The organism is Microcoleus sp. OTE_8_concoct_300 (genome assembly GCF_031383065.1).
GTDB lineage: Bacteria > Cyanobacteriota > Cyanobacteriia > Cyanobacteriales > Microcoleaceae > Microcoleus.
The window spans coordinates 1-16,004 of sequence record NZ_JANMZH010000880.1; the positions used below are offsets into that span (position 1 = coordinate 1).

Genomic DNA, 16,004 nt, shown 5'->3' on the forward strand with positions numbered 1-16,004 from the left:
CATGCCCCATGCCCCATGCCCCATGCCCCATGCCCCATGCCCCATGCCCCATTACCCATTACCAATCCCGGCCATTAAAGAAATAATTTTGTCAAGCAATTGCTCAGGGTGAATCGGTTTAGCCAAACAATCGTTAGCTCCCGCCGTCACGGAAAATATCTCATCTGCGGGAATCTCCTTAGCGCTTAAAGCCAGAATTTTGATATTTTCAGTAGCGGGTTTTTGACGCAGTTGGTGAATTATTTCGCAGCCATTCATACCGGGCAAACGCATATCGACAATCACAGCATTCGGCTGCAAAAGTTCAATTTGTTCCACCGCCGCGGAACCTTCAATCATCCACACCACTTGCAGTCCTGCGACTGTCAGGATATCGCAAATCAGCATGGCAGTTTCTTCATCTTCTTCGACGAGCACGAGGCTGCCCCGCAAGGAGGAAGAATGCAGCGGTAAAGATGAATTCGATTTTTCATACGTGAATTTTGTGGATTCATCTTTGCTTTGAGTTTGGATGGGTATAAAAACGGTAAAAGTAGAGCCGACATCAACTGTAGAGTTGACTTCGATCGCGCCGCCGTGAAGCTCTACTAACTGTTTAGTTAAAGCTAATCCTAGACCGGTGCCGCCGTATTCGCGGCGGTAGGGGGAATCTAACTGCTGGAATTTTTGAAACAACAGCGATCGCTGATTTTCGGGAATTCCAATGCCGGTATCTTTGATTTGAAAAACAGCGGTGCTGCCAGCAGGTGCAGTACCGGGCTGCCGCACTGCCGGCGTTCGATTTTTATCTTCTGTAACCCAAACTCGCAGGATGACTTGCCCGCCTTCGGGAGTAAATTTAATCGCATTTCCTAAAAGATTGAATAGAATTTGTCTCAAGCGGCGCGGGTCAGCGGTGAAGCGATCGCACTCTTGTTTTATCCGCTGTTCTTGCAGCAGTTCCACGCCTTTAGCCATAGCTTTTTCTTTCAGGGCGTGCAGGCTCTGAGAAGCTAATTTAGAAATTGAAAATTCACTAATTTTTAATACTGCTTTTCCCGCTTCTACTTGCGATAAATCTAAAATATCGTTAATTAATTCTAATAAGTGGTCGCCACTGTCCCGGATAGTTTGCAGGTACTGCCGCTGCTTTTGCACCGGCACTTCTTTGCTGCCAACTTTGCCGTAGGACCACCGCAGCAGGGTGTCGGAAATGCCGATGACGCAGGTGAGGGGAGTCCGCAATTCGTGACTCATAGCTGCCAAAAATTCGCTCTTGGCGAGGCTGGCCGACTGGGCGGCGGCTAGTGCATCGCGCAGTTCTCGCGTGCGCTCTATTACGCGCTGTTCTGAGGTGCGCTTTTGCTGCTGGACTTGTGCATAAAGTTCGGCTTGATAAATGGCGATCGCCAAATGTTCTGCTATTTGCCGCAAAAATGTTTTTTTGCTTTCTTCCCACTCCCGAAAAGTACACTGGTGGGCAATTAGCAGCCCCCACAATTCGTCTTGAACTACGATCGGCACTAGCAACTTCGCGCGTACCTTCGCCCGCCGCATCAACTCTAAAAAACAAGGTTGCGAAGAGTAAGTTGTTTCCACATCCGCGACGCACAAAGCCAAGCCTTTGCGATATTTCTCTCTGTCAATGACTCCATTGGTAAAACACTGCGCGCCATCACTAAAATTCAGTACAGACGAGATAGCATCGTTGGCTAAAGCTTCGTAGGTGACGCGACCTAAATACAAGTAAGACCCGAAATTTTCTGGGATTTCGCCCGACCCAGAAACCGCCGCAGGTATTTCTTTACTTAACTCACCATTGTGGGGCGCTGGCACTTTTTCAAATTGATAGATTAACAGGCGATCGACCTCCAAAAACTCTCGCACTTGCTCGACTGCTTTTGACAAAATTACAGGCAATTCCAAACTCTGGCGGATTTGAGTTGTCACTTGATTCAAAAGTCGCTCTTGTTCGAGCTGCTGCTGCAAAGCATCTTCCACTGGCTGACAAAATGAAATGCAGGGAGTGGCAAGTTGTAATTGATTGACGGCTTCGGTAATCTGGAGCTGTAGCGTTTCTGGCTCTCTCACTTGGGGCGCGGAATTTGGCTCTATTTCTGTTTGGTAGTGTAGGGGCGGATGACTGTTTTTTCTGGCATCTGAAGCGAGAATATCCAGCAAATTTAGGGTGAAGTCGCTTTGAAAAACTGCCGAGTTTGGCTGTATATTTTTAATTGCTTGTTTGAGGGCGCCAATGTCAATTTGTCGCGAGGGTGCGGGCGTTATTTCTGCGAGTTGGTCTGCGAGGGGAGAGAGGAAATTGGCGATCGCCCCGGGATCGAAAGTCAACTGCACATTCAATTGCGAATTGAGATTTTTTTCGCTGTGTTTGCATCCGTTTGTTGCGAACTCATCTAATAGCTTGCCCCGCAGCAGCGCGCTAAAATGAGCTGATACCACTGCTGCAAACCTTTCCGATGAGTCTTCCCGATTTTGAGCATCAGCGTGAACATCGTCGGCCAGCCAAATCGCCCCGGGGAGTTCAGCCATTTGCTGTAACAACTGGTAAGCAGCCTCAAAGGTTGCTAGTGGCAAAGTCCGATTTAAGGTTTTTGGTTTCAATCTAGATATTTTCCCGGTTGTTTTAAAGAACAAAATATGAAGACCCCTGTTGTAGGGACGGCACCCGGGGCGCAGCAGGCGCGGCCGCTCCTTGAGACTTGAAATGAAAGTAGTCAGAAGGCAGGCTCAAGGAGTGGGCCAGGACCCAGAAAGCTTATTTCTCCCAGTTGTCATCTTTCTTCGCCGCGAGTGACCCCGCCATAGCTGTACGAGTGCGAAAGCGGTGGGAGGAAATGGGGGGCAGGGATACGGCTGAATAATCGTGAGCTTCAGGTCCTGTTTGGGTAGCGGGTTTTTTATGGAAACTCAGGAATTCCACTCCCATTGCTGGGGTCAAGTTAGCACGCGCCTGTGTTGTAGGTCGGTACTTTGCCAAACACACTGCCTCCCAAATGGCTGTTTAATGCTTTCGTTACAGAGCTCTTAACTAGCTACGCATTCCGGGCGTGTGAACAACTTTTGCCCACAACTCCTGTCACTTAAGATTTAGGCTGGTCAACTAGGACTCTTTCAAGCCCCACTAAATCGGTATTCCAATTAGTGGTGGGTTGTTGACCACTTTAAAAAATCTTATTCTAGTATAATATCAATATATAATTTGTTAACTTCTACTTAAAACTATCTGGGTAAATGAGCAATCCAACTCAACTCACCCCCGATTTGACGATCGGACATCTGCCTTGTCACCACTTTCAAGTGAGTGCTGCAACTCCAGGACAGGTAGTGGCTGAAAGATTCGAGCAAGAACCCGACCTGCCGGGAGTCATTATTACTCACGAATCACAGGTATTGGGCATGATTTCTCGCGTCAAGTTTCGAGAGCAAATGAGTCTTCCAGATCGCTTAGAAATTTACGGGCAGCACCCGATTCGTGCTTTGTTAGATTTTATTAGAATTCCGCCTTTGATGCTTTCGGAAAACTGGAAAGTGGAGGATGCGGTGCAAGCGTCTCTCAACAGGCACAAAGACTTGATTTATGAACCAATTGTTGTGGTAATGGAAAACGATAGCCACTGCCTTTTGGACGTTCAGACTCTGGTGATTGCCCAGTCGAAACTTTTAGCGCAAGCTAACAAAGTTATTCAAAAACACCGAGCAGAAAGACACAAGTATCGGGCGATAATTAAACAAGAACAGGCGAAGTTTCAAGAATGTAATGAGCTTTTAAAATCCCAACAGCGTCAAACAGAAAAATCGCAGACTCTTCCCAGTTTTCAGCAAGTGGCACTGGTAAAACAAGCTGAAGAAATTGCTCAAATGAATCAGCGATTTGTGAGGATTGCGAAACTGATTTCGTCGGAAGGTCGCCAAGCATTTCAAGCTACTTTTCAAGGTGCTAATTCTATTTGCAACAATACAGATAAAATTTTGGGCGTTGGCAAAGCAATAGCTAATGATTTAGAAACGGTTAACCGTACTTCCCGAACCATCCGGGAGGCGATCGAGCAAGTCAGGCACTTAGCAGTACAGGTGGCTGTAGTTACCAATCAAATGGGAAGTCAGCCCAGCGGTCTGAGCCAAGTGAGTCTGGAAATTGGCAGACTGGCGAGTAAAACTTTTGAATTGGGGAATCAAATGGAGCAAATTGCCAGCCGGTTTAAACTTCGCGTTCACGAACTCACGCAGGCAGCAAGAGCGGGTGCTAATGTGGCTAAATCTGTGACCATCAAGATTGATCGCGCGGAAATGGCGCTGTTAGAGTTGGAGGAATTAATAGCGGAAAAAGATTTACCTTCACAGACCCCTATCAAAGAACCTTTGCCAGTCATAAAAAGTGTTACCGCTGATTCTTTAGTTAAAGATATAGAACACGCCGAAGTCGCGGTTTACGAGTTGGAACAGAGAGTTCAGCAACAAGATTCATCGCAATATCTGATTCAAAAAATTCAGCAGGCGCTGAAGTCCAAAAAACCCTAAAAGCCCCGGTAGAATCCGATGAAACATTGGGAGAGGGAAAAAAATAAAAATAATAATTTACCATTTCAAAATTTTAAGAAAAGTATTTGTTAGACTTAGGGTGGGAAGATTTAAAATAAACTAGCATAAAAGCTATTTAAATATCCCAATTATTCGATAATAAGTCACAAAAAAATCTTAAAGAACAGGTGACGCTTATGAAAATTCTTCTGGTAGAAGATGACACACTTACAGTCAGGTTGCTGACCGAAGCACTGAACTCTCACAATTACAATGTGAATGCGGCAGCAGACGGTGAAACAGCCTTGCACTTTGTGCAGGCATACGATTACGACCTGATTGTTTTGGATGTGCTGATTCCTAAACTCGACGGCATTAGTTTGTGTCGGAAATTGCGATCGTCCGGCTGCCAAATGCCGATTTTACTGCTGACAGCGCTAGATAGCAGCAACGATCGAGTCCAAGGTTTAGAGGCGGGTGCAGACGATTATGTGGTCAAACCCTTTAATCTCGAAGAATTAATCGCTCGAATTCGAGCTTTGCTGCGCCGGGGTAAGGCAACTTTGTCGAGTACAAATTTGACCTGGGAAAAACTGCAAGTCAACCCGGACACTACAGAAGTAACTTATGCCGAAAAAGTGCTGCACTTGACTCCGAAAGAGTACAATTTGCTGGAACTTTTCCTGAGAAATCCCCGGCGCATTTTCAGCCGCAGCGCCATCCTCGATCGCATTTGGTCGGCCGGCGAATTTCCTCAGGAAGAAGCCGTTACCGCTCACATCAAGGGGCTGCGGCAGAAGCTGAAAGCAGCCGGGATGACGGTAGATTTAGTGGAAACCGTCTACGGACTGGGCTATCGGCTCAAAAGTCTGCAGGAGGATATTGAGAGCCAAAAAGTTGCGCGGGAAACGGCAGAAACTGCTAAAAGTCAAGAGACTTTATCTGCTGAATCTACCGGGCAGGGCCAGGAATTAAACAATGACGACCGCCGCCTCAAAGTCCTGAATATGGTTGCCCAAATGCGGGAAAATTTAAAAGCCAATTTTATAGAAAAGGTGGCGATATTCGATCGCGCGATCGCTCAACTCAAAAGCGGAACCTTGGAGGGCGAACTGCGCCAAGAAGCCCAGGCTCAAGCTCACAAATTAGTCGGTTCTTTGGGAACTTTAGGGCTGCCCAAAGGTTCGGAAGTTGCGCGCAAGATAGAACATTTGTTCAAGGCTGAAAACATCTTGAAACCGGATACGGCTCAGCAGATTGAGGGATTTCTGCAGAAGCTCACACAGCTATTCGATCGCCCGTCGCCCGAACCAGAAGGCGACCTAGTTCCTGCGGTTTCCCAGAAGCGCCGAATGCTGATTGTTGATCATGATACTTTTGAGAGCGAGCAACTGAAAATAGTAGCATCCGCGAACGGCTTCCAGATAGAAGTCGCCAACTCTGCGCAGGCGGCAAGAAATGCGATTTCTCAACAGCCTCCCGACGCGATTTTGCTGGATTTGACATTTTCCAAAACTCAGGAAAACGGACTTTCTCTCCTGGCCGAACTCCTCCGTGAAAAACCAGAAATTCCGGTGATGATTTTTAGCGGGCACAATCAATTGAGCGATCGAATAGAAGTTGCTCGTTTGGGAGCTTCCGGCTTTTTACACAAATCTATCCCCCCAGCAGATATACTCAAAGCAGTCGCCCAAGTTCTCGACCAGACCGGCCCTGCTGAAGCTAAAGTTATGGTGGTAGACGATGACGTGCATCTATTGGCTGCAGTGCAAGTGATCCTACAACCTTGGGGATTTCAAGTAACAACATTGGATGAGCCCGAAAAGTTCTGGGAGGTACTCGAAACCACTTGTCCGGATTTGCTAATTTTAGATGTGGAGATGCCCGGTTACAGTGGTATTGAGCTGTGTTTGGCAGTGCGCAACGATTTGCGCTGGAGCAAACTCCCCGTGCTATTTTTGACGGCTCATTCCGAGCCGGAAACAGTGCGCCAAATGTTTGTTGCAGGTGCTGACGACTACGTGAACAAGCCGATCGTCAAACCGGAATTGATTGCTCGCCTCCTGAATCGTTTGGAGCGGACTCAACTCAGGCACAGACTAGCTCAGGCACAACACTAATACCATTTTAGATGAAAAATTTAAAGAATTAAATAACTGAAGAATGGGGAATGATGAAGCTCGAAACCACGAGCACGGACCTACAGTTTAATTCTTTTTTTAAACTGCTATAACTAGGAGGAAATATGCAGTGCGTGTCCGAAACGAATCAGGAAGCCTTAGCCCACACTTGGGATTGTTTGATTGTGTGATTCGGCCGCGGTGGCGTTGATTGATGTTGGCCCGCTCATCAAGAACATATAGCCTTTCTCAGTAACATGAGGTGCTCATAGGGCATAGGGCATAGGGCATAGAGCATAGAGCATAGGGCATAGGGCATAGAGCATAGGCATAGGACTCGCCCCCATACCTCACCACGCTTGAGAACCGCTATAGACTAATTTAGAGAAGTATTAATCATAGGAAAGCAATGATATTGCCCTCAGACACAGGCACTCTCAATAACAGCGACTACGAACTAATTTACGCTCCGGGTTCGATTCAACCTCACGGCATCCTTTTGGTGCTGGAATCTCCTGTGTTGAAAATTTTGCAAGTTAGCAACAATACTTTTGAGGCTCTCGGCATTTACCCCGAAGAACTTTTGGGCAAATTTTTACAGGAATTTGTGGAGACTGAGGAAATTGAGGCTATTGAAAAAGCTTTATTTGAAAAAAGTCATCACTCTAACGGTATCAGATTATCATTCAAAAGTCAAAACCGCCAGTCTTTTTTTGAGGGGACGCTGCATCAATCTAGTTCAGCATTAATTGTTGAACTAGAGTCGGTTGTTTCCCCAAAAGCTAGCGATTGTTTCAATTGTTATCATTTAGTCCAAGAGCCGATCGACAAAATCCACCAAACACCAAACCTGCAAGTGCTGTGTCAAATAGCAGTTGAAGAAGTGCGGAGGATGATCGGTTTCGATCGAGCGATCGTCTATCAATTTGATGCCACTGGTGCGGGGGAAGTTGTCGCCGAAGACAAAGTAGAAAGTTTGGCTCCTTTATTGGGACTGCACTATCCGGCTACGGATATTCCCCCCCTGGCAAGAAACCTGTTCAACATGAATTTAATTCGGTTTATTCCCGATATTAACGGTCGGCCTGTAGAACTAATTCCTCACTGCAATCCGTTGACCGGTCGCCCCCTGGATATGGCCTGTTCTTTGTTGAGAACAGTTTCCCCTTGCCACGTTCAATATCTCAAAAATATGAACGTTGCCGCTAGCATGACCCTGACATTAATCAAAGATAAAAAAGTCTGGGGATTGCTCGCCTGTCACCATCCAACACGAAAGTATGTCAACTACGAAACAAGAACCGCTTGCGAAATGCTAGCAAAGTTTGTGAATCTAGAACTCAGCTACAAACAAGATAGCGAAGACCGGGAATATGCAATTTATTTAAAAGAAAATTGCCATAAATTTATCACAGAAATCTCTAGAAAAAACTGCTTTGTAGAAGGTTTGCTTACATTCGGAGATGAATTGCTGACCTTAGTGGGCGCTACCGGTGCAGTTGTGTGTGCCAATGAAAATTTAACAACCATCGGCAAAACCCCGGAATGGGTAGAAATTGAAAAATTAATTGTTTGGATAAAAACTCAAATAAATAATGATGTTTTTTATACAGATTCTCTCTCAAAACTGTATCCGCCCTCCGAGAAGTTTAAAGAAGTTGCTAGCGGTTTGCTGGTGCTTGCCATGTCCGAGATGCAAAATTATTACATTTTGTGGTTCCGTCCCGAAGCAATTCAAACTGTCAACTGGGCTGGTCAACCAGACGGGCCAATTGAATTTAAACCGGATGACAGCCGGCCGAGGTCTCCTCGCACTTCCTTTGAGTTGTGGCAAGAAACTGTGAGGTTAAAATCTTTGCCTTGGCAGCCGTGCGAAATCGAAATAGCGCGAGAACTTCGAGTTGCTATTACTAGCATTGAGTTGCGGAAAACCAATCAGCAGCTTAGCTTAGCTTTGTCGGCTACCAAAATCGGATTTTGGGACTGGGACGTGCAGAAAAATCGCATTATTTGGTCGAGGGAACACGAAGAGTTGTATGGGTTGACCCCGGGAACTTTTGGCGGAACTTATCAAAGTTTTGCAGCTTGCGTTCACCCAGAAGATTTAAACAGTATTCAGAATGCTATAAATCAGGCGATCGCCCAGCGATCGGATTTCTGTAACGAAAACCGCGTGGTTTGGCCCGACGGCAGCATTCACTGGATTGAGGGAAAAGGTAAGTTTTTTTACAACGAAGCAGGCGATGCAGTGCGGATGGTGGGGACAGTTACAGAAATTACCGATCGCAAAGCTAGAGAATTACAGTTGCGCCTGTTGGAATCAGCAGTCACCACCACTGACGACGCCGTGTTAATTACCGAAGCTGAACCGATTGACGAACCGGGCCCGCGAATTCTTTATGTCAACCCAGCTTTCACGCGGATGACGGGCTATACGCTAGAAGAAGTTTTGGGCAAAACACCGCGCATCTTGCAAGGAGAAAAAACTAACCGCGCCAGTCTTGATCAAATTCGGACAGCTTTGGAAACCTGGCAGGCGGTGCGGGTTGACTTGATCAATTACCGCAAAGACGGGACGGAATTTTGGGTAGAAATGAGTATTGTGCCCATAGCTGACAAAAATGGTTGGTTTACCCATTGGGTATCAGTGCAGCGCGATATTAGCGATCGCAAACTTGCTGAAGCCGCCCTCCAACAGCTCAATGAACAGTTAGAAATGCGAGTTTTGCAGCGAACCCGAGAACTAGAAAGCTCTCAAGCAGAACTCCGGGAAAGTGAAGCTTTATTTCGCTCTCTGAGCGAAAGTTCGCCCGTCGGCATTTTCAAAATCGATACTGAGGGGAAATGTACCTATACAAATCCCCGCTGTCAAGCAATTGGCGGCTTCAAACCTGCTGCAGCTTTAGGAAACGGCTGGATGCGGTTTGTTCACCGCGAAGACATCAAACTAATTCTGTCTAAGTGGTCGGAATCGCAATCGTTAGATGGGGAATTTTCCTGTGAATTCCGCCACATCCAGCGATCCGGAACAATCCGGTTTTGTCGGCTTAAAACAGCTCCGATTTTTTCCGACAGAGATCAACTAATCGGTCACGTCGGCACTATCACAGATATCACAGAAAGTCGGGCAATTGAAAAAATGAAAAATGAGTTTATTTCCATTGTCAGCCACGAACTACGAACGCCGCTTGCCTCAATTCGCGGTTCTTTAGGTTTGCTGGCGGCTGGGGTACTGAAAGATCAACCGGAAACTGCCAAACAGATGTTAGAAATCGCGTCTAGCGATACCGAACGGTTAGTGCGTTTGGTCAACGATATTCTAGACTTAGAGCGGCTCGAATCAAGCCAAGTTATTCTCGTCAAGCAGTGGTGCGATGCGGCTGTTTTGATGCGGAAGTCTGCGGAAGCTGTGCTGTCTGTGGCTGCTGAGAATAACATTAATTTGTCGATTTTGGCCGTTTCGGGCAAAATTTGGGCTGACCCGGACAGGATCGTTCAACTGCTGGTAAATTTGTTGAGCAATGCGATTAAATTCTCGGCTGCTGAGAGTACAGTAACTGTCAGGGTTGAAGATTTGGGCGATCGGGTTTTATTTGAAGTCAAAGATCGAGGGCGGGGGATTCCTGCGGATAAACTAGAAACAATCTTTGGACGGTTTCAACAGGTGGATGCTTCTGACTCCCGCCAAAAAGGAGGTACGGGTTTGGGTTTGGCTATCTGTCGCAGCATCGTGCAGCAGCACGGCGGCAGAATTTGGGCCGAAAGTGTTGTCTCAGAAGGAAGCAGTTTCTATTTTACAGTGCCTGCACCGTTGGAAGGCGAGGGGGGAAAAAGTTTTTAGTTTTGAGATTGCTTTCATAAGAGATGGGGGAAGCTAATGTTCCTCGCAACGCACGCGGGGAGAATGAGTTTGCGAGGGTTATCTGTCGATTTTTCTGTTCTCGGTTTAAATAGGTGAGCGGTAAAATATAGCAACCGCCAAGACTATGAGGACGTTTTTTATTCCTGAAACCCTTAATTTTATTGCTGATTGCTTCTTCCTTCTGCTATATCTGCGAAGAAACCGGGTTGATGAGGCAGGGTGTGTAAGTTTTTTTTCGGTTTACCATGATTAATCTAAAATTTGAGTTTTAATTATGTCAGCAAAGCGCATTCTGGTAATCGATGATGAAAAAAACCTCTGCAGCGTGATTCAGGCTTGTCTGGAACATTTAGGGGGCTGGACGGTACTGAGCGCGCTCAGCAGCAGCGAAGGATGGCTTTTAGCTGAAACTCAACTCCCTGACGCTATTCTGCTAGATGTGATGATGCCGGATATGGACGGAGTTGCTTTGTTTAGTTTGCTGCAAAACAATGCGCCTACTCGGGAGATTCCGGTGATTTTCCTGACTGCTAAGGTGCAGGCGATGGATTTGAGCGAATTTGCTGATTTGGGGGTAGCGGGGGTGATTGCTAAGCCTTTTGATCCTTTGAGTTTGGCACAGCAAGTTGCGGAAATTCTGGGTTGGGAACCGTTGTCTTAAAGTGGGGGAAAATGCGATCGCAGATAGCACATAGCAGATCAAACTCGGCGGTTGAAACCGCTACTAGACAAAAAAAAGTCGGCAAGGGCCCGACTGAAGAATCCAGGGGGCATTAAAGCCGGATGACGATCTAAAATCCGCTTTCTCGTTCCCAATATCTTGCAAAAACCACGCAATTATGTTACTAAACCGGGTTTCGCCGTCCAGGAAAGTCCTAGTTTTTCCTGCTGTTTTCAGAATTTCCTCATTTTTTTGATTTAGCTTTGAGATGGATCGGTGATTGGTTAATTTAAACTCTGATTCCCTAGAAGTTCGAGAAATGATCTCAGGGAGTCGGGGTTTTTTGTTGCCCGCAAAGCCGATCGGCTATTACCGTATTTACAGGCAGAATAACTCCTCCATAAGTTACAAAGACTTGCCTCAAAAACGGTTTTTTTAACCCGGGATCACAGATGCAGCGAAGTTTTTTGGTAAGAAACCCCGCTTGGGCCTGCTAATCCAAGAGTTACGAAGACTTCCCTCAGAAACCGGGTTTTTTTAACCCAGGATCACAGATGCAGCCAAGTTTTATGGTAAAAAACCCGGTTTTTGCCTAAGTGCTGTAATCCCTGCTTCGGCAAAAGTATATTTATCAAAAAAATGATGGTCTTCATAATTTCCTCATATTTTTTAGATAAATTTTACTCTAGGCTCTGGATCAGAAGCCCGATCGCAATCTCAGCACCATTCCGCTGCCAAAAAACGAACCTGTTGTCAGGGCAGTTCGGGTCGGTGACGGTACTTTCGATTAACTGGTGCCACAGCACAACCAGCCTGAATAAGTCAGGAGTGAGGTTCTGCATACCACAAAAACCGGGTTTTTAAACCGGGAAAAACGGGGTTTCTGCGCCACTCCTCTATGTGTTGGCATGAGAACTGAATCGTAAAAAAATTAATAACTGAGGATGTGATTCGCGCTCTCGATTAACACCCCAAAAATAAATCTGTCGTTTTGTCAAGAGCCAAACTCGCAATTGCCACTAACAGGCAAAGCCAAGTCCCAGTAAGTTTTTGAAAGAGTGGGGAGATTTTTAAAATGTCAGATCAGCTATCTTCTAAAGATAACAACCCGATTCTGTGCTATTACGCAAATGCTACCCACCTTGTTCAGGTGGTTCGGATTGGGAACATTCCTAATTGGTACATGGAAAGAGTGATATTTCCGGGACAGCGACTGATGTTTGAAGCACCAGCAGAAGCAGTCTTAGAAATTCACACGGGTATGGTGGCAAGTGCTATTTTATCGGACAAGATTCCCTGCTACGTGCTGCGGGTTATAGAAGAGGTAAGTTTCGAGAGCGAGCTGGTGATTCCCCAAGAACGATATGCGGTATTAGCCGGCTAAGATTCCGCAGAAATCACACGATATCGAGATGGCAACAAAAATATTAGTTAACGAGTGTTTGGGGAGGGGGAAAATGCAGAAAAATCTTGTCAATATTACCTTGGCAGTAGTTACAGAAGAAGTAGAAATTATCTTGGAGTCTTATCCGACGCATCCGTACCAACAAGCTTTTTCGCCTTCTGGCTTGCGACAGGATTTAATTGCTTACGTGCTCAGCCGAGTTCCTAATAGATATACTGCGATCGACTCCGGCGAGTCTGTTTCAAACCAAACAGTCCAGGTTCGCTGTTCTTCAGAGCAGTTGCTACACATAGAAAATTTGATTCATGCTGGCATTCGCGACGTGCTGCACAGCTATCAGAAGATCGATTACCGCTTTCGGGAACAAGTTAAATCCGCTTCGAGAGTTGCTAGTTGGTTTTGATAGTTTGTCGTAAATGAGGGAGACGCCCGCATCCTCGGCACTCTCGGTTGGGCGAGGGAGGTGGAATTGTTTACTGGCTCAATGGTTCAAGACTTTTCGTAATCGCAGCAGCGCGAGCACGGGCCATTGGGATTGACAGCACAGCGGAGAATTTCCGATCGAGCATTAAAGCGACAGGTAGCATCTCCGATAACCCAGATGCCGCTTACACAAGTTCTTTCCGTCGGCGTTGTGGCAGACTGCACGTACAGGGCAATTTTTTGCAGTCGGTAGCGGCCGGATTTGAGTTGATAGCGGTGGTGGCGTTCCAAAACAGCGTAGGTTTCTCCCTCTAAATCTAGATAGTTCCCCGGTTGTGGCGTCCAATCCAGCCGAATGTTGCCTAAGGATTGGCGGGGGTGAGAGAGAATCACCTCTACGGGTAAAGTATTTTGTTCCATGTGGCGGTGGGTTGGCGAGCTGAACTAAAGGGGCAAATACTAGACTAAACCTACATCTTCTTCATCTAGAAAGATAACTTCTTCTAGAGAGAGTAATTTAGGTTGAGACCCTAAGCTTAACTATTTGACACTCCCGAGCGTGAACGCACGGGGATTCTTTAATCTACGAGTCAACTTGCTGAGGCAGGATTTCTCCAACAACAGTAGAGGTCAATTCTCCTAAAGCGTTGCTTGGCTCTTGACCAAAGGTTCCGACGTGCCCCGCCGTACCCAATCCTCGACGAAGGATATTTCTAGCTGCGTTGAAATCTCTATTCATTACACACCCACATTTACAAACGTGTGTTCTCGTGGATAGCGTTTTTTTGACAATTTCACCGCACTTAGAGCATTCTTGGCTGGTGTACTGTGGGTTCACCGCAACCGTAATCTTTCCAAATACTTTACCGAAGTATTCAAGCCAAATACGGAATTGATACCAAGATGCGTCATTAATAGACTTAGCTAAACAGTGATTCTTTACCATATTTTTAATTCTCAAATCTTCGTAAGCGACTACATCGTTTGATGAGATTACGCACCGTGCTAATTTCACAGCATGGTCTTTACGCTGCCTACTTATTTTGAGATGGCGTTTGCCTAGAATCTGCCTAGCTTTAGCCCTATTCTTTGAACCTCTTACTTTCCTGGAAACACGACGCCCTGAACGCTTAAGAACTTTTTCACCTTGGATCAGGAATCTAGGATTTTCAACCGTAATTCCCTTTGAATCGGTGTAATATTCCTTCAGACCCATGTCTAATCCGATCGTAGTACCAGAAGGTTCTGTGTTTTCTTTTCGCTCGACATCGACACAGAATTGAACGTACACGCCATCCGCACGTTTTACCAATCTCACCCGTTTGATTTGACTGATTTGGTAGAAGTGCAAGTCGCGTGTGCCTTTTAGTTTTAACCTTCCAATCCCTTTTTTATCAATAAAATTGATTGATTTCCTATCCTCCGCAAGCTTCCATCCACTGGTTTTGTACTCAACAGAGCGACAGTTTTTCTGAAACTGTGGATAACCTTTTTTACCAGGAATTCCTTTCTTGCAGTTCTCATAAAATCGGGAGATAGCAGACCATGCTCGTTCAGCGCTCGATTGTCGAGCCATTGAGTTGAGTTCGTCAGCAAACGGAAAGTCGCGAGCCAGTACAGCACAGTATTTATTTAAGTCGTATCGACCCACATTTTTGTTATCCATCCAATAGCGCAAACAGCTATTGCGGACAAATTTAGCGGTACGAATTGCTTCATCCACTGCATTGAACTGATTCTGTTTCCCGTAGGCTTTAAACTCAAAAACTAGCATGGCTTTACCTCCCGCTTTTATGTTATATCGTTTGACATAAGACTGAGCAAAAAGTAAAGAAAGTTTACAATATAACTCGTATCTCTGATCAAGCAAGGATTTGACTGGGAGACTAAAGTCTCCCGTGATCTTTAATACCTGGACTGAAGTCAGAGGGTTTTCAGCTTATTTCTTATAAACTTCAACTCGCTTTAGATAACTAAAGTTAAGTTCGATTACGCTTTATAAAGCAGTAGAGGCTTCTGGTATCGCAACTCGCAGGTTCTATCGATAGGCGGTTGAGATTCTGAATAGATTTTAAGGGTTTGCGGGACTTAGGGTGCTTGGGGTATGTTTGTAGTGAGCAATTCAGCCCTCTGATTTTCATGAGGACTTTAGTCCTCACTACAAACCAAACCGGATTTTCGGCAATCAAAATTCCCAAAAATATCCCATTCCTTCCATGATTCCCCAAGCGCAAGCAGAACCAGCTAAATAATGATTTTCAGTGCCGCATTCGCGATGCCATTCTAAGAGTTCTGAGAGAGCATTAGCGACTATTACTCCCCGGACATCCTGTTCAAACATACTGATATCATTGCCAGAATCACCGCAAACTAATGTTGCCTCAGATGGAATTTGCAGGCGCTTTTGTAAATAAGTAAGGGCATTGCCTTTATTGCTAGTTTGCGGTAAAAGATCCACATAGCTATTGCTGCTAAAAATGATTTGAGCTAGCAGTCCCGATTCAGTTAACTTTTGCTGCAAAGCCTGGACAGTCGAACTGTTTTCTGCTGTTGGTTCCAGAATATAACTGATTTTCCAAGGATTTTGTTCTTTTGGGGATTGGGGTTTAAGCTTGGAAAACTGCTGAGCTAAAGAGGCGATGGCTATTTTATCCCAGCTTTGAGAAAGATATTCCGCCCAATCTAAATCGAGGGTTCCGTCTTGGTAAATTTCGCTGCCTACACCTGCAATTAAATAGTCTGGTGCTAGCAGTTGCTTTTGGGCAATTAATTCGCAAGTTGAAGCATAAGAACGCCCGGTAGCGTAAACCCAACAAATTTGCGATCGCTTTGATTGCAAGCGCTGGTTTAAAACTTGAGTTGCTTCGTCATCTCCGACTAGGGTGTTGTCTAAATCTGTAACTAATAAAAATTTCATTTTGGGAATTAATCAGTAGTCAGTTGTCATCAGTCATTAGTAATTGGGAATCGATCGCTTCCTAAAATAATTTTAACTATTTATAAGAATTTGTTAAA

The 16,004-nt window shown here is 45.6% G+C and carries 11 protein-coding genes; 6 read left to right on the forward strand and 5 right to left on the reverse strand.

The window, feature by feature from the left end; genetic code table 11:
* Positions 1-51: 51 nt before the first annotated feature.
* Positions 52-2,601, reverse strand: coding sequence for a hybrid sensor histidine kinase/response regulator (locus ACUVJL_RS38430; RefSeq protein WP_445250611.1), 2,550 nt, complete (start codon positions 2,599-2,601; stop codon positions 52-54).
* Between the two features lie 630 nt (positions 2,602-3,231).
* Here ACUVJL_RS38430 and ACUVJL_RS38435 point away from each other — a divergent pair.
* From ACUVJL_RS38435 to ACUVJL_RS38450, 4 genes are all read left to right on the forward strand, one after another.
* Positions 3,232-4,518, forward strand: a complete 1,287-nt coding sequence (locus ACUVJL_RS38435; RefSeq protein WP_445250612.1) for a chemotaxis protein — start codon at positions 3,232-3,234, stop codon at positions 4,516-4,518.
* A 197-nt stretch (positions 4,519-4,715) separates the two neighbouring features.
* Positions 4,716-6,638 (forward strand): response regulator, encoded by a 1,923-nt coding sequence (locus tag ACUVJL_RS38440; protein WP_445250613.1) that lies wholly within the window; start codon positions 4,716-4,718, stop codon positions 6,636-6,638.
* Positions 6,639-7,047: 409 nt separating this feature from the next.
* Positions 7,048-10,479 (forward strand): PAS domain S-box protein, encoded by a 3,432-nt coding sequence (locus tag ACUVJL_RS38445; protein ID WP_445250614.1) that lies wholly within the window; start codon positions 7,048-7,050, stop codon positions 10,477-10,479.
* 295 nt (positions 10,480-10,774) lie between these two features.
* Positions 10,775-11,161: a response regulator gene (locus ACUVJL_RS38450; RefSeq protein WP_333442545.1), complete on the forward strand. Its 387-nt coding sequence runs from the start codon at positions 10,775-10,777 to the stop codon at positions 11,159-11,161.
* A 680-nt stretch (positions 11,162-11,841) separates the two neighbouring features.
* Here the strand turns inward: ACUVJL_RS38450 and ACUVJL_RS38455 are convergent.
* Entirely contained in the window at positions 11,842-12,003 is a 162-nt protein-coding gene (locus tag ACUVJL_RS38455) for a hypothetical protein (protein ID WP_445250615.1), read from the reverse strand.
* Positions 12,004-12,236: 233 nt separating this feature from the next.
* On the opposite strand from ACUVJL_RS38455, the gene ACUVJL_RS38460 reads away from it, so the two are divergent.
* Both ACUVJL_RS38460 and ACUVJL_RS38465 read left to right on the forward strand, forming a co-directional pair.
* Positions 12,237-12,545 (forward strand): DUF1830 domain-containing protein, encoded by a 309-nt coding sequence (locus ACUVJL_RS38460; RefSeq protein ID WP_445250616.1) that lies wholly within the window; start codon positions 12,237-12,239, stop codon positions 12,543-12,545.
* Between the two features lie 28 nt (positions 12,546-12,573).
* A complete protein-coding gene (locus tag ACUVJL_RS38465; RefSeq protein WP_445250617.1) occupies positions 12,574-12,969 on the forward strand; it encodes a late competence development ComFB family protein in 396 nt (131 codons plus the stop codon).
* Between the two features lie 86 nt (positions 12,970-13,055).
* On the opposite strand, the gene ACUVJL_RS38470 is transcribed toward ACUVJL_RS38465, so the two are convergent.
* From ACUVJL_RS38470 to ACUVJL_RS38480, 3 genes are all read right to left on the reverse strand, one after another.
* Complete coding sequence (locus ACUVJL_RS38470) at positions 13,056-13,409, reverse strand: DUF6464 family protein (RefSeq protein ID WP_445250618.1); 354 nt, start codon at positions 13,407-13,409, stop codon at positions 13,056-13,058.
* A 163-nt stretch (positions 13,410-13,572) separates the two neighbouring features.
* The gene (locus ACUVJL_RS38475; RefSeq protein ID WP_445250619.1) at positions 13,573-14,763 is read right to left on the reverse strand and encodes an RNA-guided endonuclease InsQ/TnpB family protein; all 1,191 of its coding nucleotides are present in this window, start codon (positions 14,761-14,763) and stop codon (positions 13,573-13,575) included.
* A gap of 411 nt (positions 14,764-15,174) precedes the next feature.
* On the reverse strand, positions 15,175-15,906 hold the full coding sequence (locus tag ACUVJL_RS38480) for a sucrose-phosphate phosphatase (RefSeq protein WP_445250620.1): 732 nt from the start codon (positions 15,904-15,906) through the stop codon (positions 15,175-15,177).
* Positions 15,907-16,004: the final 98 nt, after the last annotated feature.

Excerpts from the sequence above, each read along its gene's own strand:
- ACUVJL_RS38445 (WP_445250614.1), top strand. The coding sequence starts at position 7,048 with ATGATATTGCCCTCAGACACAGGCACTCTCAATAACAGCGACTACGAA.
- ACUVJL_RS38470 (WP_445250618.1), bottom strand. The coding sequence starts at position 13,409 with ATGGAACAAAATACTTTACCCGTAGAGGTGATTCTCTCTCACCCCCGC.
- ACUVJL_RS38465 (WP_445250617.1), top strand. The coding sequence starts at position 12,574 with ATGGCAACAAAAATATTAGTTAACGAGTGTTTGGGGAGGGGGAAAATG.
- ACUVJL_RS38480 (WP_445250620.1), bottom strand. The coding sequence starts at position 15,906 with ATGAAATTTTTATTAGTTACAGATTTAGACAACACCCTAGTCGGAGAT.
- ACUVJL_RS38460 (WP_445250616.1), top strand. The coding sequence starts at position 12,237 with ATGTCAGATCAGCTATCTTCTAAAGATAACAACCCGATTCTGTGCTAT.
- ACUVJL_RS38450 (WP_333442545.1), top strand. The coding sequence starts at position 10,775 with ATGTCAGCAAAGCGCATTCTGGTAATCGATGATGAAAAAAACCTCTGC.
- ACUVJL_RS38475 (WP_445250619.1), bottom strand. The coding sequence starts at position 14,763 with ATGCTAGTTTTTGAGTTTAAAGCCTACGGGAAACAGAATCAGTTCAAT.
- ACUVJL_RS38455 (WP_445250615.1), bottom strand. The coding sequence starts at position 12,003 with ATGCAGAACCTCACTCCTGACTTATTCAGGCTGGTTGTGCTGTGGCAC.
- ACUVJL_RS38435 (WP_445250612.1), top strand. The coding sequence starts at position 3,232 with ATGAGCAATCCAACTCAACTCACCCCCGATTTGACGATCGGACATCTG.
- ACUVJL_RS38440 (WP_445250613.1), top strand. The coding sequence starts at position 4,716 with ATGAAAATTCTTCTGGTAGAAGATGACACACTTACAGTCAGGTTGCTG.